The sequence below is a fragment of the Bradyrhizobium sp. AC87j1 genome, from assembly GCF_002936975.1.
Taxonomy (GTDB): domain Bacteria; phylum Pseudomonadota; class Alphaproteobacteria; order Rhizobiales; family Xanthobacteraceae; genus Bradyrhizobium; species Bradyrhizobium shewense.
This window is the reverse complement of record NZ_PTFE01000008.1, coordinates 101595-125115: the sequence shown is the minus strand read 5'-3', so window position 1 is coordinate 125115 and position 23521 is coordinate 101595. Positions and strand designations below refer to the sequence as shown.

The window sequence follows — 23521 nt, the reverse complement described above, 5'->3', positions numbered from 1 at the left end:
GCTCTGAACGTCCAGCCTCTCGCCCACGATCTTGTAGCGATGCCGTGCAGCGAGGCGCTTTTGAATCAAAGGCATCGATCAGACCTAGAAAGCGAAGGCAATGTGCGCATCCCGGCTCACATTGCGGCTTCTCTTCGTCGCTCGACAGCCGCTTTCGTGCGGGCTGCTTGCGCAGTTGCGACCATGAGCGGCTTTAACGCCCCATTGGTAAGCAATCGGCAAGTCTGATTAAGACTGGAGGGCAGTCCGGTGCCCGTCAACTGCACCAATTCTATTCAACAACCGGCATGACACGTGAGTGTCGCGGTCGTGCGAGAGTGAGCATGACGTAGCCGCCATGCAGTGGTGAACCATCGTGCTGCTCTGTCGAAGTGCTCACATGAACGTCCAAAACCGAACACCACTAGCATGACAGATCAATGGCAGCTTGCGGCTCGTTGGCTGGTTTCGCCAGTCCGCCACTCCCGAAGCGCTGGCTTGGTATCTGTTAAGTGCATCGCTTGGGTGGCTTGTTTCTTGCTGAACGTCAGTAATTCGTTACGGCCGACGACAACTCGCGTGGAAGGCGTCATGGGTGGTGCAACGGAAACGTTCTACAGCGTGATCAGACGTCAGGGTATGACGCGTCGTAGTTTCTACAAATTCTGTAGTTTGACTGCCGCGAGCTTGGGGCTTGGTCCTCTCGCCGCAAGCAGTATTGCCAACGCCCTGGAGACCAAACCGCGTGTGCCCGTCATCTGGCTGCACGGGCTCGAGTGTACCTGCTGCTCGGAAAGCTTTATCCGCTCGGCCCATCCCTTGATCAAGGACGCGCTGCTGTCGATGATTTCGCTCGACTATGACGATACGATCATGGCGGCGGCGGGACATCAGGCCGAAGCCATCCTGGAGGAAACTCGCGCCAAGTACAAAGGCATGTATGTGCTCGCCGTCGAAGGCAATCCACCGCTGAACGAGGGTGGCATGTTCTGCATTGACGGCGGCAAGCCGTTCGTCGAAAAGCTAAGGTCCATGGCGGAAGAGTCCATGGCTATCATCGCTTGGGGCACGTGTGCGTCATGGGGGTGCGTGCAAGCGGCCAAGCCCAATCCGACTGGCGCGGTGCCGATCGATAAGGTGATCACCAACAAGGTGATCATCAAGGTGCCCGGGTGCCCGCCTATCGCAGAGGTCATGAGCGGCCTTGTGACTTTCATCACCACGTTCGGAAAGCTTCCGGAGCTCGATAGCCAAGGGCGTCCAAGTATGTTCTATTCCGAGCGCATTCACGACAAGTGCTATCGGCGTTCCCATTTCGACGCTGGCCAATTCGTCGAAGAGTGGGACGATAAGTACGCACGCAAGGGCTATTGCCTGTACAAGATGGGCTGCAAGGGGCCAACCACCTACAATGCCTGTTCGGCCCTGCGGTGGAACGGCGGCGTTTCATTTCCGATTCAATCCGGCCACGGCTGCTTCGGTTGCTCGGAAGACGGCTTCTGGGATAAGGGGTCATTTTACGACCGACTCACAACCATCAGGCAGTTCGGCATCGAGGAGAACGCCGACCAGATCGGCATGGCCGCTGCCGGCGTAGTTGGGCTAGCCGTCGCTGCCCATGCGGCGGTCACCGCCGTGAAGCGGTTGACCCACAAGCCGGATCGCCAAGCCCAAAAAAGCAAACCGAGTTGAGGAGGGGCGACGGTGGCCGTCCAGACACCGAACGGGTTCAATCTCGATCGTTCAGGCAGGCGAATCGTCATCGATCCGCTGACGCGGGTCGAAGGCCACCTGCGTGTCGAAGCCAATCTCGATTCCGACAATGTGATCCGCAATGCGGTCTCAAGCGGGACGATGTGGCGCGGCATCGAAGTCATCCTGCGCGGGCGCGATCCGCGCGACGCCTGGGCGTTCACCGAGCGGATTTGCGGAGTCTGCACCGGCACCCATGCGCTCACCTCCGTGCGCGCGGTTGAAAATGCACTTGGAATTGCGATTCCGGAGAATGCCAATTCGATCCGCAACATCATGCAGTTGTGCCTGCTCGTGCATGATCACCTCGTACATTTCTATCACCTGCACGCGCTAGATTGGGTCGACGTGGTCTCCGCGCTCAAGGCCGATCCCAAGTCGACCTCCGCGCTCGCGCAGTCTATCTCGCCCTGGCCGCTGTCGTCTCCTGGCTATTTTAAAGATTTGCAGATCCGGCTCACCAAATTCTTCGGATCAGGACAACTCGGTCCGTTCAAGAATGGCTATTGGGGGCATCCGGCCTACAAGCTGCCACCGGAAGCGAACCTGATGGCTGTAGCGCATTATCTGGAAGCGCTGGACTTCCAGAAGGAGATCGTCAAGATCCAAGCTATCTATGGCGGTAAGAACCCGCATCCGAACTGGCTGGTCGGCGGCGTGCCCTGTGCGATCAACATCGAGGGAACTGGTGCGGTGGGTGCGATCAATATTGAGCGTCTGAACATCGTGTCCTCGATCATCGACCGTTCGATCGAATTTGTCGAGCAGGTCTACCTGCCCGACATTGCCGCGATCTGCTCGTTCTATAAGGACTGGCTTCATGGCGGCGGACTTTCGAGCAAGAGCGTGATGTCCTATGGCGACATCCCCGAAATCGCAAATGACTGTTCCGCCAAAAGTTTGAAGCTGCCGCGTGGGGTCATTCTCGGTGGCAATCTCAAGGAGATACTGCCGATCGACCATGGTGATCCCGAGCAGATCCAGGAATTCGTCGCGCATTCATGGTATAAATACCCCAGCGATTGCTGTGGACTGCATCCCTGGGACGGTATCACCGAGCCGCGTTTTGAACTTGGGCCAAAACTCAAAGGCAGTAAGACAGATATCAAGGAACTCGATGAAGGCGGCAAGTATTCCTGGATCAAAGCGCCGCGCTGGCGCGGCCACGCCGTGGAGGTCGGGCCGTTGGCGCGATACATCATCGGTTATGCGCAAGGCAAAGCCGAGTTCAAGGAGCCGGCCGAGAGACTGCTCAAGGGGCTCAATCTTCCCCTGACTGCGCTGTTCTCGACGCTTGGCCGTACTGCAGCGCGGGCGCTCGAATGCCAGTGGGCGGCGCATCAGATGCGTTATTTCCAAGATAAGCTCGTAATCCACATCAAGGCAGGCAATACGGCAACTGCCGATGTCAGTAGATGGAAGCCGGAAAGCTGGCACAAGGAGGCCAAGGGCTTCGGGTTCAGTGAGGCCCCGCGCGGTGCACTTGGGCACTGGATCAAGATCAAAGGCGCCAAGATCGACAATTATCAATGTGTCGTGCCGACGACGTGGAACGGATCTCCTCGCGATCACAAGGGCAATATTGGCGCTTTTGAAGCCTCCCTGATCGGTACCCCGATGGTCGATCCGCAGCGGCCCCTGGAGATCTTGCGCACGATCCACTCCTTTGATCCGTGCTTGGCTTGCTCGACCCACGTGATGAGTCCTGACGGCCAGGAAATGGCCTCAATCAATGTTCGTTAACGACATGCTGGACAGAGCTCGAAAGCTCCTTGCTGCCGTCGATGCGGAACCCACTGAACGGAGCATCGGCGCTGGTATCGCTTACGCGCCGGTGCGACTGTGGCATTGGGTTAATGCGGCGGCCATTCTGATGCTGAGTTTAACCGGCTATGTCATTGGAACCGGGACACCGGCGATTTCGGTAGAGGCAAGCGGCGATTTCCTGTTCGGCTATATCCGCTTTGCTCATTTCTCGTGGGGATATGTGCTCAGTATCGGCTTTCTTCTGCGGATCTACTGGGCGTTGATCGGAAACGCGCATGCCATGCAGATCTTTTGGGTGCCGCTCTGGCGCAAGTGCTTTTGGCGCGAGGTGTACCACGAGATTCGCTGGTATGCGTTCCTTACAGTTGAGCCCGAGCCGCGCGTCGGGCACAACCGTCTTGCTCAGCTCGCGATGTTCTTCATGTTTACGCAGACGATCACGTTCATGGTCGTCACAGGCTTTGCACTTTATGGGCAAGGTTCCGGTACTGACAGCTGGCAGTACAAGCTGTTCGGCTGGGTATTTTCAATTTGGCCGAACAGCCAGGACGTCCATACCTGGCATCATCTCGGCCTGTGGGTGATCCTGACCTTTGCGCTGGTCCACATCTACGCGGCGGTCCGGGAAGACTTAGGTCGCGCCGGAGCGTCTCTACTGTGATCTCGGGTGAGCGCGGATTTTACGATTGACTGGCAAGCGGATGCTGAATCCGGAAAACAAGAAAAGGATCCTGGTGCTCGGCATCGGCAATATCCTGTGGGCCGATGAGGGATTCGGCGTGCGGGTGGTCGAGGAGTTTCATCGCCGCTACGCGATCGATGACAACGTAACCGTCCTCGATGGCGGCACACAGGGTCTCTACCTCGTTAGTTTTCTTGAGCAGGCCGATTGCCTGATCGTGTTCGATGCCGTCGACTATGGATTGCTGCCCGGGCAGTTGAAGCTTGTGCGAGATGAGGAAGTGCCAACATTTACCGCCGCCAAGAAGGTGAGCCTGCATCAGACCGGCTTTCAGGAGGTCTTGAGTGCGGCCGTCCTGCTTGGCCGCCGCCCGCGAGAGCTCGCTCTCATCGGTTGTCAGCCGCTGGACTTGGAGCATTGGGGTGGTCCGCTGACCGCCCCGGTACGCTTTCAGATTGCGCCTGCGATTGAACTGGCTTGCAAACTCCTAGCGCAATGGGACTCGCCGGCAAAGCCGCGGACCGCGCCGCTGCCTGCTTCAGAACGGCTGTTGGCGAACAATATCGACCATGCAAACTATGAGATGGGGGCGCAGCCGATCTAGCGGCCTGCGATTGACCATGTGCCTTGGCTTGCCAATGACGATTGTCGAGACCGACGGCATCACGGCGCTGTGCGAGTATGGCAATGAACAACGGCGCGTCTCGGTCATGCTGCTCTCCGACGCCTCGGCCGGCGCCAAGGTGCTCGTTCATATCGACAGCGCGGTGCGGCTTTTGGACGAAAATGAAGCAAGGCTGATCTCGGAAGCACTTGCCGGGCTTGAGGCAAGTCTCAACGGCCAGGACTGCGATCGCTTCTTTGCGGACTTGATCGGTCATGAGCCGCAATTGCCGGAGCACCTACGCTAGCAGTTCCGCTCGCCGGTTGCGCCGACTAGGCTTGCTCACAAAAACGTATCCCAGCCGCATGTAACCTTGCATCGAAAATGTGAGGCGTTTCGAGCCGTTGGTTCGAGCGCGAGTCGCGTCCAGGCGGTGATTGGCATGCGCCTTGCTAATGCCCTGCTAGCAGAACCGAACATGATCAGGAAGGCGTGTGATGAAGTTGCAGCCGACGCAGCATGGTCTGGCGCGGCCCGCTCTGTCCGACGTGGAGGGCGTCAGCGTCGATGCGCGCCTGGTCGCGCACGCTCCCTTGAGGGCGGCCGTGATGCCGCTGCGGGCGGTCGATCCCCTATATTTGCTCCGGATCATCTACGTCGCATTCTTACTTCCTGAAATCGTCAAGGCGTTTCGGCGGCGCATGAAAGGTACAGTGCCTGAGCGCGGCATAGGTGGCGTACTGGTTGAGTGGCTCGGCCTGCGAGGCCCGTCGACGCCGATCCTGTGCCATCGGCACGATACGCTCCGCCTGATCGGCAGGAGACCGGTCCGTTTGGCCACGATCGATCGCATCTCGGTACCGATTGTTTGGCCACACGCCGGCAGCGCTTGTGTCGGCACGTGCACTGCCTCTCGATACAGCCAACGGAACATCGCATCATGAAAACAGCGATCCGCGTTGTATCCGACGGCGCCGACGGGGCAGCGAGTAACCTTGCCACGGGCTCTGGACGTCTCGATGTATTCTATAGTGGGTTGACGAGTGCGACTGGGCTCGCCAAGCGCGCTTGGCGCGAAGGCGACGAGCTTGCAAGGAACTATCCGAATGCCATGGCGCTGTTATCGAGTACCGCTGCTGCCGTTGGCAGCCAGAGAAGCAGCGCTCGGACACAACTGTACGGACTCGCGAATCTCACCGATCCCGAGCGCAAGCTGATAGGCGAAGTGCTCGGAGAAGGTGAGGTCGCCGGCGTGGTTGCGCTGCCAGATGGCTCCTTGGCGCAAATCCAGGAGTCGGTGCTTGCGGGAATCTGGCGCGTGCACATCGGGAGCGAGCCGGCGCACGAATATCTTGAGGTCGGAGCGATCCCGCAGATCGTCCGGCGCGCCGCAACTGACCTGACGTCCGCCGATCTTGCGATCGGCGCGGCGCCGGACGGCGCGATGAACGTGCAACCGTTGCTCGCCGAGATACGCGAGCGGGCGCGCGTCTGGCGCTTTGGCATGCGCGCGCATGTCATCAATCTCACCTTGCTGCCGATGAGCGTTATCGACCTGGCATTCCTGCAGCAAAGCGTGGGCAATGGCCCGGTCCAACTCATCTTCCGTGGCTACAGCACGTGCCGAGTGCAGGCGACCGGGATCAGGAACGTCTGGTCGGTGCAGTTCTTCAGTTCTACGGACAATATCATCCTTGATACGCTGGAGGTCGGCGGCGTTCCGATTGTTGCGTTGGCTGCCGACGAGGATTTCCAGGACTCTGCTGAGCGCATGCAGGAAATTATTAAGGCGTATTTCACATGAAGAGCTTGGAGAACGTTCGGCGTCGGGTGGGATCCCGTAGACGGCGCGGGCGCAGCGATCGCCGGCATAACTCGCGCAGGATGTTGGCGGAGCGGTGCGCATGAGCCTCGCTGCCCAGAACAAAATCGATGTAACCGTATCAGTAGCTGCCGACGTAGTCGCCGCGATCGAGATCCTGCCACGAGTCCGGCCGCCGCTGGCGCGGTTGTTCGCTGGCAAACAGGCCTCGTTGCTGCTCAAGGTGCTGCCGCGGCTCTTCGCGTTGTGTGCCGCTGCGCAGCAAACTGCACTGCTGTCCGCGGTCGAGACGGCGCGCGACGAAGTGATCACCCGTACGACAAAACAGCATCGTATTGCGCTTATCGTTATCGAGCGCATCGCGGAGTTGCTACGGGGCGTGTTTGTCGGACATCTTGCGCAAGACATCGCCAGTGCGGCGGCGATTCGCTCTCTTATGCGGGGAATGTCAGCGCTTGTCGGTAGCGCACAGCCAGCCTGGAGCTCAGCTCAATGCGAAGCAACAGTGCGGATCGTGGCTGCGCTGAACGCGCTCGGCATGTCGAATGAGGGGGGCGCAGTGAGGTCCGATAGCCCATTGGCGCTTCGCATTGCAAGGCTTGATGAGATCGGCCTGAAGTCAATTCCGGCGGAGCACTCGTTCCTGTCCGTTGCTGACGACCTCAACATCATTAAACGGCTGCTCGTGGATGGCACGACATTTTGCTATTGTCCAGATATTGACGGCCAGGTGCCCGAGACGGGCCCATGGGCGCGCCAAATGACGCGTGATCGGCTCTCGCCGAGCCCCTCCGGTGCGGCCGAGCGGCTGAGGGCCAGAATTGCCGAAGCCCTCCGGTTATGTGCCTGGCTCAAGGCCGGTGCTCAGATTGACTCGGCGGAGCATGGAATTATCGAAAGATATAAGTTAGGGCCCGGCCGTGCGGCGGCCGCGGTCGAATGCGCCAGGGGGCGTCTCTACCACGCGGTTGAGCTTGATCCTCAGGGCCGGATATCGCTCTTCGAATTCCTTGCGCCGACGGAGTGGAATTTCCACCCGCGCGGACCGCTTGTCCGCAGCCTGCAGGGCGCGGTGCTGACGGATAGGCGACGTCGGGATGCGGTCGATGCCGTGATTGCATCGCTCGATCCTTGCGTCGGGTTCACACTCAATTTTCGCGAAGTTGGCGATGCATGAAATGGCGATTTGTCTTGGCATCATTCAAATCGTCGAGGAGGAGGTACGTCACCGATCGCTTTCGCGGGTGCGGAGCGTCTGTCTAGAGATGGGAGCGCTGAGTCATGCCGCGCCTGAAGCAATCAGGTTCTGCTTTGCGGTCGTTGCGAGGCGGACCGTTGCCGAGGGTGCAGTCCTTAATATCGTCGAACTGCCAGGCGTTGCCTGGTGCATGAGCTGTTCAAAGAGCGTCGAGATTGCGCGACGTGGTGAATGCTGTCCTTGCTGCGGCAGCTATCAGTTGCAGGTAACCGCGGGCGAACAGATGCGCGTGAAAGAACTGGAGATCGATTGATGTGTACTGTTTGCGGCTGCACCGAAGAGACGCCGTCGAGCAAACGCGCCAAGGCGCATGATGCGAAGAGCCATGAGCGATCCGATGCCCATGTGCAGAACGATTGCGATCGCTATTGTGCCCGTCCGCATGAGGACCAAGGTCCGCAGCGTTCAAACCATGCTGGCGATAGTCATAGTCGCCATCGTCGCTCTGCCCATCACCAGGCTCACGGTGGGCAGGCGCTTCTGAGCGGCGGCGCCGGGCCGGCTGGCTTGAAGGTCGCGGGCATAGGCAGAAAGCGGGTCATCCAGATTGGGCGCGATATTCTTGGCAAGAATAATGGGATTGCGGCGGACAACCGCGCGCTCTTCGTCGCCGATGACCTGCTTGTATTTAATCTTTTGTCCAGTCCCGGTGCAGGTAAAACGACGCTGCTCGTCCGCGGGGTGTCTGAGCTCAAGCGTAGCCGGCCGGTCGGGGTCATCGAAGGCGACCAGCAGACCTCGAATGATGCCGAACGCATTCGGGCCGCCGGCGTGCCAGCCATTCAAGTCAACACCGGCAAGGGTTGCCATCTCGACGCTGCGATGATTGGCGAGGCTTATCGCCGCTTGCCGCTGCTCACGGGTGGCATTCTCTTCATCGAGAACGTCGGTAATCTAATCTGTCCCGCAGCCTTCGATCTTGGCGAGGCCTGCAAGATCGTAGTGCTGTCGACTACCGAAGGTGAAGACAAGCCGCTCAAATATCCTGACATGTTTGCCGCTTCTTCGCTCATGGTGATCAACAAGATTGATCTGGCCCCGCTGCTTGAGTTCGATTTGGGCAAGACGATCGGATACGCTAGACGAGTCAATCCAAAGATCGACGTGCTTGTAGTTTCGGCTCGTACGGGTGAGGGTTTTGACGCGCTCTACGCCTGGATCGATAGACAGGCGGGGCATCAGAGGCGCGCCCTAGAGGACATAAGGCGATGAGCGTGCCAACCACCTGCGACCGAACGCGGCTGCGCGTGCGCGTGAGTGGGGCCGTGCAAGGGGTCGGCTTTCGTCCTTACGTCTATGGACTCGCCATGCGCTACGGATTGGCGGGATTTGTCATCAATGGCCCCGAAGGCGTTACGATCGAGGTCGAGGGCCAACGTGCGTTGGAGTTTGTCGCCACGTTGCCGCTCGAGGCGCCTCCATTGGCACGCATCGACGATATCTGCGTTCGGGAGACTGCGGCGCTCGCGGCGAAAGGCTTTTCGATCGGCACGAGCGAAGGCGGCAAATTGTCAACGCAGATCGTCGCTGATGCTGCTGCCTGCCAGCAATGCCTCAGCGAGCTGTTCGATCCAGAAAATCGGCATTACCTTTACCCCTTCATCAGTTGCTGCCATTGCGGCCCACGCTACACCATCGCCAAACGGCTGCCGTACGACCGGCGCAACACCGTGATGAGGGCTTTTAGGCTGTGCGCCGCCTGCGCGGCCGAATATGCCGATCCGTCGAGCCGCAGGTTTCATGCGGAGGCGATCGCGTGTCCGACATGCGGGCCTCGGCTCAGCCATGGGATCAGCACCATCGTCGCGGCAATCACGAGGGGACAAATCGTGGCGATCAAGGGGCTCGGGGGATACCAGCTTCTTTGCGATGCGCGTAACCAGGACGCGGTGCAGCGTTTGCGCAGGAGAAAGCAGCGCCTTCAGAAGCCGTTCGCGGTTATGGTAGAGTCCATAGAGCGCGTCAGTGACATCGCGGAGGCGAACGCGCCAGAGCTTGCGCTGCTCGAATCCGTAGCACGCCCCATCGTCCTTCTGCCTTCGCGCAACAATTTGGCGCCCGCCATAGCTCCTGGCTTATCGCGCGTGGGTGTTATGCTGCCCGTAGCGCCGCTTCATCACCTCATCCTTCATGCGCTTCGCACAGCAGGAGCATGTGAGCGGACCGGCCCGGTCATCGTCGCCACCAGTGCCAATCGTTGCGGCGAACCGCTCCTGATCGACAACGCGCAGGCGCTGGGGCGGCTCAAGGGGATCTCCGACCTTATCGTGACCCATGATCGCGATATAGTGACGCGTGCTGATGACTCCGTGGTGTCGGTCGTGGCTGGCCGGCAGCAATTCATTCGTCGTGCCCGTGGCTATGTTCCCGAACCGATCAGGCTTGTGATGTCTGTGCCGCCCGTACTCGCCGTCGGCGGCGCACTGAAATCGACCGTCACCATCACGCGGGACAACCAAGCGTTCGTCTCTCAGCATATTGGCGATCTGGATACGGCCGAAGGCATCCGTGCGTTCGAGGAGACGGTCCGACACCTCACATCGAGCCTCGATGTGGAGCCTGTCGCCATCGCCCACGATCTGCATCCCGATATGGCTTCTACCCGGTTTGCGGAAGCAAATGGCCGCGCGCTGGTCGCTGTCCAGCATCACCACGCACACGCTGCCGCAGTGATCGCCGAGCATGGCCATACGGGACCTGCGCTTGCCCTGGTGCTCGATGGCCATGGCCTTGGCTCCGAGGGCGGTAATTGGGGTGGCGAGCTATTGTTGTGCGAAGGGACGAGGTGCCGACGCATCGGGCACTTAGCGCCCCTGCAAATGCCTGGTGGAGATCGTGCAGCCCGCGAGCCGTGGCGCATGGCCAGCGCAGTATTACATGAGCTCGGCCGGGGTAACGAAATCGGGCCGCGCTTTGCGGCGCAACGGCAGGCTGGATGTGTGTCGGCCTTGCTCGAACAGCCGGGCGGGGCCACCACGACCAGTGCGGGCCGGTTGTTCGACGCGGCAGCGGCGCTGCTGGGGATTGCGAGTTTGCAGAGCTATGAGGGCGAAGCGGCGATGAAGCTCGAGGCGCTGGCGCGGCGGACCGCGATTCTCGAAGCCGGCTGGACGATCGATGGCGGCGAGCTGTCGCTTCGTCCGCTGTTTGCGCGCTTGATTGCAAATGACATTGACGCGGTGGGCGGAGCCGGGCTGTTTCAGGGCACCTTCGCCGCCGCCTGCGTCGACTGGGTCACGCGGTCCGCGCGGACAACGGGCGTTGATACGGTCGTTCTGAGCGGCGGCTGCTTCCTGAACGCGGTGCTGGCGGATGAAATCCCGCGCGGTTGCAGCGCTGCCGGCCTTACCCCGCTCGTGCCACGGCGGGTGCCGCCCAATGATGGCGGTTTGAGCCTTGGCCAGGCCTGGATTGCCGCCCTGCAGATAGCTCAACACTCATCCGCCAGGGTAGGAACAGCCTGATATGTGTCTTTCGGTTCCGGCAAAGATTGCGAAAATTCTTCCCAACGACGTGGCCATAGTGTCCATCGATGGCATCAGCCTGGAGATATCGATCGCCCTCGTCGACGAGCTCGAGGTCGGCGATTGCGTCCTTGTCCATGTCGGCTATGCGCTGGCCAAGATCGATCCGATGGAAGCCAAGCGCACGCTGGAGCTGCTGCAGGAGCTAGGCAGCGCAGGGGAACGCCGATCATGAAATATGCCGACGAGTTTCGCGACAAGGCCATCGCGCAGGGAATTGCGCGTGCGATTGGCGCCGAGGTTAGTTCGCAAAGAGCTTATCGGTTCATGGAATTCTGCGGCGGGCACACTCATGCGATCTCCCGTTATGGCCTGGAGGATCTGCTGCCCGCGAACGTCCGCATGATCCACGGGCCCGGTTGTCCCGTCTGCGTTCTGCCCGCCAGTCGAATCGACATGGCGGTCCGGCTTGTCGATCGACCGGAGGTCACTCTGTGCGTCTACGGTGACCTGATGCGCGCGCCTGGGCCGCAAGGACAGTCCCTGTTGCGAGCTAAAGCGCTCGGCGCCGACATTCGGATGGTCTACTCGACGCTCGACGCTATCCGGCTCGCCGAACAGGCGCCGAGCCGCGAGGTGGTTTTCTTTGCCATCGGATTTGAGACCACGACGCCCCCGACCGCGGTGATGATCCGAATTGCTGAGAAGAAGCGGCTGAAGGGCCTCAGTGTGTTCTGCAACCACGTGCTTACACCCTCTGCGATGCACAGCATTCTCGAGAACCCCAAAATTCGCGACACCGGCGGGGTTCCAATTGACGGCTTCATCGGGCCTGCACATGTTAGCACCATTATCGGTACGCAGCCTTACGAGCCCCTGGCAGAACAATTTGGCAAGCCGATCGTGATCGCGGGATTTGAACCGCTCGATGTGATGCAGGCAATTCTGATGCTGGTGCGGCAGGTGAACGAAGACCGCTACGAGGTGGAGAACCAATACAGTCGGGCGGTGACGCGTGAAGGCAATCGGCGCGCCAAGGACGAGGTATCGCAGATATTCGAACTGCGCGAGCAGTTTGAATGGCGTGGGCTCGGACTCGTACCCAACAGCGGACTGAAGCTGAAACGGGCTTACGCGCAATTCGACGCTGAGACGCGTTTTGCGATCCACGATCTGCGTGTCGCAGACAATCCGGCGTGCGAGTGCTGCGCGATCCTGCGTGGCGCCAAGCGGCCGGTCGAGTGTAAGCTGTTTGGAACCGTCTGCACGCCAGAAACTCCCATAGGATCCTGCATGGTATCATCGGAAGGCGCTTGTGCGGCCTATTGGACCTATGGCCGAGTTCGCGATGAACCGTTGAGGCGGACGTCATGAGTGTAAAGGGTTACCAACGCAAGCTCGACGTCGAGAACGGACGCGTTGATCTTTCTCACGGATCCGGGGGCCGTGCCATGGCACAGCTGATCTCCGGCCTTTTTCACCAAGCCTTTGGTAATGAATGGCTCGCCCGCTGCAATGATCAGTCGGCGTTTGACGTTGCGGCAGGCAGGATGGTGATGACGACCGACGGCTATGTGGTCTCGCCGCTGTTCTTTCCCGGCGGCAATATCGGGTCACTGGCTGTGCACGGCACGATCAATGATGTCGCCATGTCCGGCGCGCGTCCCCTCTATCTGTCGGCTAGTTTTATCATCGAGGAGGGCTTCCCGTTTTCTGATCTGAAGGCGATCGCGGATTCCATGGGCGCGGCAGCGCGCAGTGCCGGCGTTTACATCATTGCCGGAGACACCAAGGTCGTCGAGCGCGGCAAGGCGGATGGTCTGTTCATCTCTACGACAGGGATCGGGATTGTGGCCGATGGGCTCGATCTCTCCGCCGACAAGGCTAGGGTCGGGGACCGTGTGCTGGTCTCCGGTAGCGTCGGCGATCATGGGGTGGCGATCATGTCAAAACGCCAGAACGTCGTTTTTCAAACCGAGGTCGTCTCGGATTCCGCAGCGTTGCATAACCTCGTCGAGGTCATGGTTGCCGCCGGCGGTAGCGGCATCCGGGTGATGCGCGACCCCACGCGCGGTGGGCTTGCCGCGACCCTGAACGAGATTGCGCATCAATCCGAGCTCGGGTTCCGTCTGCAGGAAGCATCCATTCCGGTGAAGCCGGCGGTTGCGGCTACCTGCGAACTCCTTGGACTCGATCCGATCCATGTCGCCAACGAAGGCAAGCTCGTTGCGATCGTCGCGCCTGATTTGGCCGATGCCGTGCTTGCAGCCATGAAGGCGCATCCGCTCGGGTCCGACGCAGCTGATATCGGCGAAGCAGTGGCTGACAATCGGAAATTTGTGCAGATGGCGACCAGTTTCGGCGGTCGACGAGTCGTCGACTGGTTGTGGGGCGAACAATTGCCTCGCATCTGTTAACACGCTGCGCATCATCCAGTTTTTGCAACCAAGTTTATGATCAATCGTCATGAGCCATCACCCATCACCCATTAGCTCTGAAAGCGATCCCTTCTATGGACAATCTGCCCAACCGGCAGACTGCGGTTTCGCTCTTTAGGCGTGCTGAATTTCGGTTGTTAGCTTTTCCACGAGCCGAGAACGCAATTCGAGACAGTTCATCGCCATCGCGCAGTTCCGCCGGTTAAGCTCAGCGAGCATGGTCACACGATCGCTCGGAACCCCCGTGGGTTTGAAATCCTGCGAAGCTTGTCAAATATCGTTGAATTTCTGCGCCATTTCGACGGCTGCGTCGCAATATCGCTGCTCGCTTCCGATTAGAAAGGCGCTCCAGGCAGGGAGTTTTCAAATGAAGGTCGGAGTCCCCAAGGAAATCAAGGCGCATGAATATCGCGTGGGCCTTACCCCGGGAGCTGTCCGCGAATACGTGGCAGCGGGCCACCGCGTGATGATCGAGACAAATGCGGGCGCTGGTATTGGTGCAACCGACGACGATTATCGCAATGTTGGCGGAACGATTCTAACCTCCGCAGCCGAGGTATTCGCATCGAGCGAGATGATCGTAAAGGTTAAGGAACCTCAGCCATCGGAATGGTGTCAGCTGCGGGAAGATCAGATCCTGTTCACTTATCTGCATCTGGCCCCCGACCCGGATCAGGCCAAGGGCCTCCTGAAATCTGGATGCACTGCGATCGCCTACGAGACCGTAACTGATCCGCATGGTGGTCTTCCGCTGCTGGCGCCGATGAGCGAGGTCGCGGGTAGGCTTGCGATCGAAGCGGCGGGCAGCGCCCTGAAGCGGAATGCAGGCGGACGAGGGCTGTTGATCGGTGGGGTGCCCGGTGTTCAGCCTGCCAGAATCGTGGTGATCGGAGGTGGCGTCGTTGGTACGCACGCGGCACGCATGGCGGTTGGTCTGGGCGCAGAGGTGACCATCATCGACCGTTCGATACTCCGGCTCCGCGAGCTGGACGAGCTATTCGAAGGACGCGCTCGCACCAGGTTTTCGACTATCGGCTCTGTGGAGGAAGAGATATTTGCGGCGGATGTCGTGATTGGTGCGGTGCTCGTTCCAGGTGCGAGCGCGCCGAAGCTGGTCCGCCGGAGCATGCTGAGCTCGATGCGCAAGAGGGCGGTGCTCGTGGACGTCGCTATCGATCAGGGCGGCTGCTTTGAGACATCGCACCCAACCACTCACGCTGATCCTACTTACGAAGTGGATGGCATCATTCATTATTGCGTGGCCAATATGCCCGGTGCCGTGCCGCTGACCTCGAGCCAAGCACTGAACAACGCGACGCTGCCGTTTGGTTTGGCTCTGGCCGACATGGGCTTTTCCGCCGTGCTCGAAAATCCGCATTTGCGCGCAGGCCTCAACGTCCATCGGGGCCGGCTAACTTACGAAGCGGTGGCCGAAAGCCTCGGGCTGCCCTTCTCACCGATCGAACAGGCTGCGGCCTGATCCCAGAGGCCCTTATGGGCGTTTCCTCCCTGACTTAGGCCACCCTTCGGGGTGGCTTTTTTTGACTCCATCGATCTGCTGACCGGCGCCGGCATTTATTTCGAACTTGGAGCGAAGCGGAGGATCACCAGACGAACGCCCGGCTTTAGTCCCCGCACGATGCGAGACAATGTACTTTCGGTCCATACAGCGCATATGAATGCCGGTTTTGCCGGGTAATCCAGGGCAACTGAGAATGCGTCCTGCGGGTCCGCTGGGGGCCCGCGATCACCGGACCGACTTTGTCTGGCCCGATCGCCGCGATTCTGACTGTCTGTGGCGACGCCAACCGGGCCGGTGATGACTGCGCGGGTTACCGTGGTGCTGTCGCTGAAGGCGCCGCTGCCCGGTGAGTGGATCCATCAAGAGGCGGCTCGGGGTCGACCCGACACACCGGCGGAGAACTTTTTGAAGTCGTGCGGCGCATCCATCGCCGCGGCACGGCGGCCTTAGCAAGGATCGGAGATTGTTCCTTGAGGCTGGCGAACGCGGTTCACCTGATCACTGGCTGCCGTGAGATCGACCATCGCAAACCACGGCATCGAGCTCAAGCTACTGTCATGCGCGGTGTAGGATTTGCGACACCGTGTCGAGACGGCGACTTGCGTTCTCGAAAATAGCCCAGACAAAATCAAGTTAAACTGTCTGGCACAAGACTTGAAAGCAAGAAATTGTCCCGCAACTTTCGCTCATGGAATCGCAGTGATGGCCTACAAGATAATCGCATCCCAGTGCACCGTCTGCGGTGCATGCGAGTTCGAATGTCCCAATGCCGCGATCAACCTGAAGAAAGACATATATGTGATCAATCCGACCCAGTGTACCCAATGTGAGGGGCACTTTGACGCGCCGCAATGCGCCGTCGTTTGTCCGGTGCCCGATACTTGCGTGCCGGCGTAGGTGGAGTAGCCGATGAGAGGAGCTCCGGCACGAAACATGATGAAAACGCGGTCGACCGCCGCCGCCTTTTGGATCCGTCTTCTATTTCTCTCACTCGCTGACCCCGAGTCGGCGGCAACTTGCGCGATCCGCTCAGATAGATTGTGGCGGAATCCTCTCCAACGGGAGTTGTCGTTGCGCGAGTGGAGCGGGCAATGGTAGCCGTACAAGAGACGGTCGAGCGCGTGAAGCGCATCGACGTCGACCAGTATCGTTATGGGTTTGAGACCCTGATCGACTCCGAGAAGGCCCCGAAGGGTCTGTCGGAAGAGATCGTAAAATTCATCTCGCAGAAGAAGAACGAACCCGACTGGATGCTCCAGTGGCGGCTGGAAGCCTATCGGCGCTGGCTGACCATGACCGAGCCGACTGGGCGCGCGTCGACTATCCCAAGATCGATTTCCAGGATCTCTACTACTACGCGGCACCGATGCCGAAGAAGACGGTCACCTCGCTGGATGAGATCGATCCGGAGATCCTGAAGACCTACGAGAAACTCGGCATTCCCCTGCGGGAAGTCGCCATGCTCGAAGGTGTGGAACCCAAGCCCGGCGAGGAAGATCCGGCGCGCCGCAAGATCGCGGTCGATGCTGTCTTCGACTCGGTCCCGGTTGCGACCACCTTCAAGGCGGAGCTGAAGAAGGCCGGCGTGATCTTCATGCCGATCTCGGAGGCGATCCGCGAGCATCCCGAACTGGTGCAGAAATATCTCGGCTCCGTGGTGCCAACCTCTCGGCCTGGTCGGATAGAAGCAACGCTCGCGGTAGTTACGAGGTCAACCGTCTGCGTACGGACTTTCCTGCGCTCGCCATGACGGTGTACGGCAAGCCGCTTGTTTACCTCGATAACGCTGCATCCGCGCAAAAGCCCAACGCGGTGCTTGACCGTATGATGCAGGTGTACTCCAGCGAATACGCCAACGTTCATCGCAGCTTGCACTACCTCGCTAACGCGGCGACCGAGGCGTATGAAGGCGCCCGTACCAAAGTGGCGCGGTTCGTGATCGCGCGTTTAAACGAAGAGATCATCTTCACTCGGAGCGCCACGGAGGCAATCAATCTGGTCGCCCAGACTTTTGGCCGGGAACGCATTACCCCGGGTGATGAGATCGTTCTCTCGATTATGGAACACCACTCCAACATTGTGCCATGGCACCTTCTCAGGGAACGATTCGGTGCAGTGATCAAATGGGCGCCAGTGGATGATGACGGAAACTTCTTACTCGATGATTTTGAGCGACTGCTGACCCCGCGCACCAAGATGGTTGCAATCACACAAATGTCGAACGTGCTCGGCACAGTGTTGCCGGCGAAAGACGTGGTGAGGATCGCGCATGCTCGTGGTATCCCGGTGCTGGTCGGCGGCTCGCAAGCTTGCGTCCATCTGAGCGCGGACGTCTGCGATACTAATTGCGATTTCTACGTCATGACGGGCCACAAACTCTATGGTCCGACTGGCATCGGTGTGCTTTACGGCAAGTCTGAGCATCTGGGATCGATGCCGCCCTTCAATGGCGGCGGGGAGATGGTCCGCGAGGTCTCGCGTTCCGGCGTCATTTATGCTGATCCGTCACACCGGTTCGAAGCGGGTACGCCGCCGATCGTCGAAGCCATCGGTTTAGGGGCGGCTATCGATTACATCAATTCGATAGGCAAGGTGCAGATCCGCAGGCACGAGAGCGTACTGCTCGCTTACGCGCAGGAGAAGCTGGCGGACGTCAACTTCGTGCGCTTGATCGGGACCCCGGCCGAGAAGGGTCCGATCATTTCCTTTGATATGGAGGGTGCGCACGCGCATGATATTGCCACCGTCGTCGACCGCGCCGGTGTAGCGATGCGGGCGGGGGCCCACTGTGCGATGCCGCTGCTCAAGCGATTTGGCTTGCTGGCGACGTGCCGTGCGTCCCTTGGACTTTACAATACTCATGAAGAAATTGATGTGCTCGTGCGGGCGCTTATCAAGGCGCGGCAGCTGTTCTCGTAATTCGGCGGGCCTACGACGTCCAGGTGGCGAGATAGCTCGAATTGAGGTCTGGAGGATGAGGTCATGCACCTCATCGACATCACAGCAGGTAAGCACCTGTAGATCTCAGCAAGCATAAATAGCATTGGCAAGCCTGTGTCGGCGAACCGGCCTTCCTGTACGGCCGCCTTCGGCGAGCGCAGAGTACTGCGATCGGACGCCCTCGAGAATTGGGCGGTCGATTTTACAGGTAGCCAGCCCTTGTTCCATTTCGAACAGGGCAAAACCAAGCGTTCTCTGCTCAAAGCCTGATGTCGGGTTCGCAACAACACCCCCTGTCACCGCACCGGGCGCGCTAAGCGATTTTGATTGCTGTGTTTTTTGGTGCTCGCGAGGCGCTGGCATGCTGGTTGCAAAAGTCTTGCTCAAGACGCCGCCCTCGCAACAGCTAACCTTTGAAGGACATCAGATGAGTCTCGCCACGACCCAGAGCATCGCAGAAATCAGGGCTCGCAACAAAGAGCTGATCGAGGAGGTGCTGAAGGTCTATCCGGAGAAAACCGCGAAACGGCGTGCCAAGCACCTCAACGTTCACCAAGCCGGCAAGTCAGATTGCGGGGTGAAGTCCAACATCAAATCCATACCTGGCGTGATGACGATCAGAGGCTGCGCTTATGCAGGGTCAAAGGGGGTGGTCTGGGGACCGATCAAGGACATGGTCCATATCAGCCATGGCCCGGTAGGCTGCGGTCAGTATTCGTGGGGCTCGCGACGCAATTATTACGTTGGCACGACGGGCATCGATAGCTTCGTGACCCTGCAGTTCACCTCCGACTTCCAGGAAAAGGATATCGTATTCGGTGGCGACAAAAAGCTGGTCAAAATTCTTGACGAAATCCAGGAGCTGTTTCCGCTCAACAACGGCATCACGATCCAATCGGAATGCCCGATCGGATTGATCGGCGACGACATCGAGGCCGTGTCGAGAGCGAAATCCAAGGAATATGGCGGCAAGACCATCGTGCCGGTCCGTTGTGAGGGCTTTCGGGGCGTGTCGCAGTCACTAGGCCATCACATTGCCAACGACGCGGTGCGCGATTGGATTTTCGATCAGCTCGAGTCCGATGGTAAACCAAAGTTTGAGCCGACGCCGTACGATGTGGCGATCATCGGAGACTACAATATCGGCGGCGACGCCTGGTCATCACGAATTCTACTAGAGGAGATGGGCCTGCGGGTGATCGCGCAGTGGTCCGGCGACGGTTCACTGGCTGAGCTCGAGGCAACGCCGAAAGCAAAGCTCAACATTCTGCATTGCTACCGTTCCATGAACTACATCTCACGCCACATGGAAGAGAAGTTCGGTATCCCCTGGTGCGAGTACAACTTCTTCGGACCTTCAAAGATCGCAGAGTCGCTGCGCAAGATTGCGGGCTATTTCGACGACAAGATCAAGGAAGGCGCCGAGCGGGTGATTGAAAAGTACCAACCGCTGGTGAACGCCGTGATCGCGAAATATCGCCCGCGCCTGGAGGGCAAGACGGTGATGCTGTACGTCGGCGGGCTCCGTCCGCGTCATGTGATTGGCGCATACGAGGACCTCGGGATGGAAGTCATTGGCACTGGATACGAGTTCGGTCACAACGACGACTATCAGCGCACAGCTCAGCACTACGTAAAGGACAGCACGCTCATCTACGATGACGTCAATGGCTATGAGTTCGAGCGCTTCGTCGAGCAGCTCCAGCCTGACCTTGTCGGCTCGGGCATCAAGGAAAAATACGTTTTCCAAAAGATGGGTGTGCCTTTCCGGCAGATGCACTCCTGGGACTATTCGGGTCCATATCACGGTTATGACGGCTTTGCGATCTTTGCGCGCGACATGGACATGGCCGTCAACTCGCCGATCTGGAAGAAAACGAAGGCCCCCTGGAAGGAAGCTTCAAGGGCCAAACTTCTGGCTGCAGAATAGAGCAACTCATCTCGCTCTGTGGGAAAGCCGGGGCGATACCAATCTCGATAGTGAAGGATTTCAACAATGGCGCAGAGTGCCGAACACGTGCTCGATCATCTCGAGCTTTTCCGCGGTCCAGAATACCAGCAGATGCTGGCCAAGAAGAAGATATTCGAGAATCCTCGCGATCCCGCCGAGGTCGAACGTATCAAGGAATGGACGAAAACGGCCGAATATCGGGAAAAGAACTTTGCGCGGGAGGCGCTAGCGGTAAATCCGGCGAAGGCCTGCCAGCCGCTTGGCGCCGTGTTCGCCTCTGTTGGCTTTGAGGGCACGTTGCCCTTCGTCCACGGCTCGCAAGGCTGCGTGGCTTATTACCGCAGTCATCTGTCGCGGCACTTCAAGGAGCCGTCTTCCTGCGTCTCTTCGTCGATGACGGAAGACGCTGCCGTATTCGGCGGCCTGAACAACATGATCGACGGGCTCGCAAACAGCTATAACATGTACAAACCCAAGATGATTGCGGTCTCTACGACCTGCATGGCCGAGGTGATCGGCGATGACCTCAACGCCTTCATCAAAACGTCGAAAGAAAAAGGGTCGGTTCCGGCGAACTTCGATGTGCCATTCGCCCATACGCCGGCGTTCGTCGGCAGCCACGTCACCGGTTATGACAATGCGCTCAAGGGCATTCTGGAGCATTTTTGGGACGGTAAGGCCGGAACAGCGCCGAAGCTGAAGCGCAAGCAGAACGGGGCGATCAACATCATCGGTGGGTTCGATGGCTATACCGTCGGAAACCTTCGCGAGATCAAGCGCATCTTGGCGTTGATGGGCATCCAGCACACCATCCTCGCGGATAATTCTGAAGTCTTCGATACTCCGACCGACGGCGAATTCCGGATGTATGACGGGGGCACGACGCTGGAAGATGCGGCCAACGCGGTTCACGCTAAGGCGACAATCTCCATGCAGCAGTGGTGCACCGAAAAAACGCTGCCATTCGTGGCTGGGCATGGGCAGGAGGTCGTCTCCTTCAACTACCCGGTGGGCTTATCCGCAACGGATGACTTTATCGTGGCGCTGTCACGCATCAGCGGCAAGGAGATTCCCGAGCAACTCGCGCGAGAACGTGGCCGCCTAGTCGACGCTATCGCTGACTCCAGCGCGCATATCCATGGCAAGAAGTTCGCGATCTATGGCGATCCGGATCTTTGCTATGGGTTGGCTGCGTTTCTGCTCGAACTCGGCGCCGAACCGACACATGTGCTGTCCACCAACGGCAACAAGGCCTGGCACGAAAAAATGCAGGTGCTGCTTGCAAGCTCGCCATTTGGGCAAGGGTGCCAAGCCTATCCCGGCCGAGACCTCTGGCACATGCGCTCACTCCTGTTCACCGAGCCAGTCGATTTTCTGATTGGCAACACCTATGGCAAGTATCTGGAGCGCGATACAGGAACGCCACTGATCCGCATCGGCTTTCCGGTTTTTGATCGGCATCACCATCACCGCTCCCCTCTATGGGGCTATCAGGGTGGCCTGAATGTGCTGGTGAAGATCCTGGACAAGATCTTCGATGAGATCGACAAGAAGACAAACGTTCTTGGCAAAACTGATTACAGCTTCGACATCATTCGTTGATGAGCGACCGTGCGCGTGCCATCGCCCGAGCACCCGAGGATGGCACAAGCACACGACGGTTGACCATGCAATTAATTTGCGGAGGAAAAAGGGATGAGTTCACTAGCGGCCACGGTCCAGAATGTTTTCAACGAGCCGGGCTGCGCCAAGAACGGCAGTAAGCCGGAGGCTGAACGCAAGAGGGGCTGCACAAAACAACTGCAGCCGGGTAGCGCTGCCGGGGGCTGTGCTTTCGATGGCGCCAAGGTTGCGCTGCAGCCGTTCACCGATGTCGCTCACTTGGTGCATGGTCCGATCGCGTGCGAAGGTAATTCCTGGGACAATCGCGGCGCGGCGTCGTCAGGCTCGAATCTGTGGCGCACCGCGTTCACAACCGATTTGAGCGAAACCGATATTGTATTCGGAGGCGAGAAGCGGCTCTGCAAAGCAATCAAGGAGATCATCGACAAGTGCGACCCGCCCGCCATCTTCGTCTATCAAACCTGCATTCCGGCGATGATCGGCGACGACATCCACGCAGTCTGTAAGGCGGCATCTCAAAGGTTCGCAAAGCCGGTGATCCCGATCAATTCCCCGGGCTTCGTCGGCTCGAAGAACCTGGGTAACAAGCTCGCCGGCGAGGCGCTGCTCGATTATGTGATCGGGACGCAAGAGCCGGACCACACCACCCCGTACGATATCAACCTGATCGGGGAATACAACCTTTCGGGAGAACTCTGGCAAGTGAAGCCATTGCTAGACGAGCTTGGAGTACGGATTCTTTCCTGTATCTCCGGCGATGGCAAGTATTGCGAAGTCGCTTCATCTCATCGCGCGCGGGCGGCGATGTTGGTGTGCTCAAAGTCCATGATGAACGTCGCACGCAAGATGGAGCAGCGGTACGGGATCCCGTTCTTCGAGGGGTCGTTCTACGGTATTCAAGATTCGAGCGAATCACTGCGTCAGCTTGCCCGCTTATTGGTTGAACGCGGCGCGCCGACAGATCTGCTCGGACGCACCGAAGCGGTGATCGCGCGCGAGGAAGCGTGGGCCTGGGATGCGATCAAGCCGTACAAGCCCCGCTTGGAAGGCAAGAAGGCCTTGTTGATTACCGGCGGCGTCAAGTCATGGTCGGTCGTTGCGGCACTCCAGGAAGCCGGGCTTGAGTTAGTCGGAACCAGCATCAAGAAATCAACCAGGAAAGACAAGGAGCGCATCAAGGAGCTGATGGGGCAGGATGCCCACATGATTGAGGACATGACGCCGCGCGAAATGTATAAGATGTTGAAGGACGCAAAAGCGGACATCATGCTATCGGGCGGCAAGTCGCAGTTCGTCGCGCTGAAGGCGGCGATGCCCTGGCTCGATATCAACCAGGAGCGTTGCCACGCCTATATGGGCTATGTCGGAATGGTCAAGCTGGTGGAGGAAATCGATAAGTCGCTCTCCAGTCCGATGTGGGAGCAGCTACGTCGACCGGCACCATGGCAGGCATTGGCCAAGGCGATGGAGCAGATGCAATCGCCGGTGGCGGCGATCGCCTCCGATCCGGCGCTCGCCGAAACCGCGCGCCGTGCGAGGAAGATCTGCGTGTGTAACACGGTCGATCTGGGCACGATTGAGGATGCAATATACGCGCACGGCCTGAGGAGCGTCGCAGCGGTGAGAGAGCATACCAATGCGGTCGGTGGCTGCTGCCAAAGTCGCATCGAAGGTATCTTGGTGTCCGAGCCGTCTGCCATGCGACAAGCCGCAGAGTAG

General features: G+C 59.1%; 19 protein-coding genes and 2 pseudogenes. All 21 read left to right on the top strand.

Annotated elements, in window-relative coordinates; translation table 11 throughout:
* Positions 1-570: 570 nt before the first annotated feature.
* The 21 genes and pseudogenes from CV770_RS07575 (at position 571) to nifE (ending at position 23521) form a co-directional block, all read left to right on the top strand.
* Positions 571-1671: a hydrogenase small subunit gene (locus tag CV770_RS07575; protein ID WP_104461863.1), complete on the top strand. Its 1101-nt coding sequence runs from the start codon at positions 571-573 to the stop codon at positions 1669-1671.
* Between the two features lie 12 nt (positions 1672-1683).
* Complete coding sequence (locus tag CV770_RS07570) at positions 1684-3474, top strand: nickel-dependent hydrogenase large subunit (protein ID WP_104461862.1); 1791 nt, start codon at positions 1684-1686, stop codon at positions 3472-3474.
* A 4-nt stretch (positions 3475-3478) separates the two neighbouring features.
* A pseudogene (gene cybH / locus CV770_RS07565) lies at positions 3479-4188 on the top strand (Ni/Fe-hydrogenase, b-type cytochrome subunit).
* A gap of 11 nt (positions 4189-4199) precedes the next feature.
* Positions 4200-4784 (top strand): HyaD/HybD family hydrogenase maturation endopeptidase, encoded by a 585-nt coding sequence (locus CV770_RS07560; protein ID WP_104461860.1) that lies wholly within the window; start codon positions 4200-4202, stop codon positions 4782-4784.
* 16 nt (positions 4785-4800) lie between these two features.
* Positions 4801-5091 carry a HypC/HybG/HupF family hydrogenase formation chaperone gene (locus CV770_RS07555; RefSeq protein ID WP_104461859.1) on the top strand — a complete coding sequence of 97 codons (291 nt, stop codon included), beginning with the start codon at positions 4801-4803 and terminating at the stop codon, positions 5089-5091.
* A 190-nt stretch (positions 5092-5281) separates the two neighbouring features.
* Complete coding sequence (locus tag CV770_RS07550) at positions 5282-5728, top strand: hypothetical protein (protein WP_201759735.1); 447 nt, start codon at positions 5282-5284, stop codon at positions 5726-5728.
* Positions 5725-6588 carry a hydrogenase expression/formation protein gene (locus CV770_RS07545; protein ID WP_201759734.1) on the top strand — a complete coding sequence of 288 codons (864 nt, stop codon included), beginning with the start codon at positions 5725-5727 and terminating at the stop codon, positions 6586-6588. Before CV770_RS07550 ends, CV770_RS07545 begins: the two co-directional genes overlap by 4 nt.
* Before the next feature lie 100 nt (positions 6589-6688).
* Positions 6689-7783, top strand: a complete 1095-nt coding sequence (locus CV770_RS42490; protein ID WP_146101260.1) for a nickel-dependent hydrogenase large subunit — start codon at positions 6689-6691, stop codon at positions 7781-7783.
* A complete protein-coding gene (hypA, locus tag CV770_RS07530; protein ID WP_104461857.1) occupies positions 7776-8117 on the top strand; it encodes a hydrogenase maturation nickel metallochaperone HypA in 342 nt (113 codons plus the stop codon). Before CV770_RS42490 ends, hypA begins: the two co-directional genes overlap by 8 nt.
* A complete protein-coding gene (gene hypB / locus CV770_RS07525; protein ID WP_201759733.1) occupies positions 8117-9076 on the top strand; it encodes a hydrogenase nickel incorporation protein HypB in 960 nt (319 codons plus the stop codon). The genes hypA and hypB overlap by 1 nt, the downstream gene beginning before the upstream one ends.
* The gene (gene hypF, locus CV770_RS07520) at positions 9073-11328 is read left to right on the top strand and encodes a carbamoyltransferase HypF (RefSeq protein WP_104461856.1); all 2256 of its coding nucleotides are present in this window, start codon (positions 9073-9075) and stop codon (positions 11326-11328) included. The genes hypB and hypF overlap by 4 nt, the downstream gene beginning before the upstream one ends.
* Positions 11329-11386: 58 nt before the next feature.
* On the top strand, positions 11387-11563 hold the full coding sequence (locus CV770_RS07515; protein ID WP_312014118.1) for a HypC/HybG/HupF family hydrogenase formation chaperone: 177 nt from the start codon (positions 11387-11389) through the stop codon (positions 11561-11563).
* Entirely contained in the window at positions 11560-12702 is a 1143-nt protein-coding gene (hypD, locus tag CV770_RS07510; protein WP_104461854.1) for a hydrogenase formation protein HypD, read from the top strand. The genes CV770_RS07515 and hypD overlap by 4 nt, the downstream gene beginning before the upstream one ends.
* Complete coding sequence (gene hypE, locus CV770_RS07505; RefSeq protein ID WP_104461853.1) at positions 12699-13745, top strand: hydrogenase expression/formation protein HypE; 1047 nt, start codon at positions 12699-12701, stop codon at positions 13743-13745. The genes hypD and hypE overlap by 4 nt, the downstream gene beginning before the upstream one ends.
* Positions 13746-14133: 388 nt before the next feature.
* On the top strand, positions 14134-15246 hold the full coding sequence (ald, locus tag CV770_RS07500; protein ID WP_104461852.1) for an alanine dehydrogenase: 1113 nt from the start codon (positions 14134-14136) through the stop codon (positions 15244-15246).
* Between the two features lie 744 nt (positions 15247-15990).
* Positions 15991-16185, top strand: coding sequence for a 4Fe-4S binding protein (locus CV770_RS07495; protein WP_104461851.1), 195 nt, complete (start codon positions 15991-15993; stop codon positions 16183-16185).
* Between the two features lie 194 nt (positions 16186-16379).
* Positions 16380-16957, top strand: a pseudogene (locus CV770_RS07490) (SufB/SufD family protein); the annotation flags it as partial.
* A gap of 77 nt (positions 16958-17034) precedes the next feature.
* On the top strand, positions 17035-18207 hold the full coding sequence (locus CV770_RS07485) for a cysteine desulfurase (protein WP_245453697.1): 1173 nt from the start codon (positions 17035-17037) through the stop codon (positions 18205-18207).
* A 448-nt stretch (positions 18208-18655) separates the two neighbouring features.
* Positions 18656-20158 carry a nitrogenase molybdenum-iron protein alpha chain gene (gene nifD / locus CV770_RS07480; RefSeq protein ID WP_104461886.1) on the top strand — a complete coding sequence of 501 codons (1503 nt, stop codon included), beginning with the start codon at positions 18656-18658 and terminating at the stop codon, positions 20156-20158.
* Positions 20159-20224: 66 nt separating this feature from the next.
* The gene (nifK, locus tag CV770_RS07475) at positions 20225-21781 is read left to right on the top strand and encodes a nitrogenase molybdenum-iron protein subunit beta (RefSeq protein WP_104461849.1); all 1557 of its coding nucleotides are present in this window, start codon (positions 20225-20227) and stop codon (positions 21779-21781) included.
* Between the two features lie 93 nt (positions 21782-21874).
* Positions 21875-23521, top strand: a complete 1647-nt coding sequence (gene nifE, locus CV770_RS07470) for a nitrogenase iron-molybdenum cofactor biosynthesis protein NifE (RefSeq protein ID WP_104461848.1) — start codon at positions 21875-21877, stop codon at positions 23519-23521.

Bases quoted from the DNA above. Each gene is read 5' to 3' on its own strand.
- CV770_RS07495 (WP_104461851.1), top strand. From the start codon at position 15,991: ATGGCCTACAAGATAATCGCATCCCAGTGCACCGTCTGCGGTGCATGC.
- nifE (WP_104461848.1), top strand. From the start codon at position 21,875: ATGAGTTCACTAGCGGCCACGGTCCAGAATGTTTTCAACGAGCCGGGC.
- nifD (WP_104461886.1), top strand. From the start codon at position 18,656: ATGAGTCTCGCCACGACCCAGAGCATCGCAGAAATCAGGGCTCGCAAC.
- CV770_RS07560 (WP_104461860.1), top strand. From the start codon at position 4,200: ATGCTGAATCCGGAAAACAAGAAAAGGATCCTGGTGCTCGGCATCGGC.
- ald (WP_104461852.1), top strand. From the start codon at position 14,134: ATGAAGGTCGGAGTCCCCAAGGAAATCAAGGCGCATGAATATCGCGTG.
- CV770_RS07555 (WP_104461859.1), top strand. From the start codon at position 4,801: ATGTGCCTTGGCTTGCCAATGACGATTGTCGAGACCGACGGCATCACG.
- hypE (WP_104461853.1), top strand. From the start codon at position 12,699: ATGAGTGTAAAGGGTTACCAACGCAAGCTCGACGTCGAGAACGGACGC.
- hypD (WP_104461854.1), top strand. From the start codon at position 11,560: ATGAAATATGCCGACGAGTTTCGCGACAAGGCCATCGCGCAGGGAATT.
- nifK (WP_104461849.1), top strand. From the start codon at position 20,225: ATGGCGCAGAGTGCCGAACACGTGCTCGATCATCTCGAGCTTTTCCGC.
- hypB (WP_201759733.1), top strand. From the start codon at position 8,117: ATGTGTACTGTTTGCGGCTGCACCGAAGAGACGCCGTCGAGCAAACGC.
- CV770_RS07485 (WP_245453697.1), top strand. From the start codon at position 17,035: ATGACGGTGTACGGCAAGCCGCTTGTTTACCTCGATAACGCTGCATCC.
- CV770_RS07550 (WP_201759735.1), top strand. From the start codon at position 5,282: ATGAAGTTGCAGCCGACGCAGCATGGTCTGGCGCGGCCCGCTCTGTCC.
- CV770_RS07575 (WP_104461863.1), top strand. From the start codon at position 571: ATGGGTGGTGCAACGGAAACGTTCTACAGCGTGATCAGACGTCAGGGT.
- hypA (WP_104461857.1), top strand. From the start codon at position 7,776: ATGCATGAAATGGCGATTTGTCTTGGCATCATTCAAATCGTCGAGGAG.
- hypF (WP_104461856.1), top strand. From the start codon at position 9,073: ATGAGCGTGCCAACCACCTGCGACCGAACGCGGCTGCGCGTGCGCGTG.
- CV770_RS42490 (WP_146101260.1), top strand. From the start codon at position 6,689: ATGAGCCTCGCTGCCCAGAACAAAATCGATGTAACCGTATCAGTAGCT.
- CV770_RS07545 (WP_201759734.1), top strand. From the start codon at position 5,725: ATGAAAACAGCGATCCGCGTTGTATCCGACGGCGCCGACGGGGCAGCG.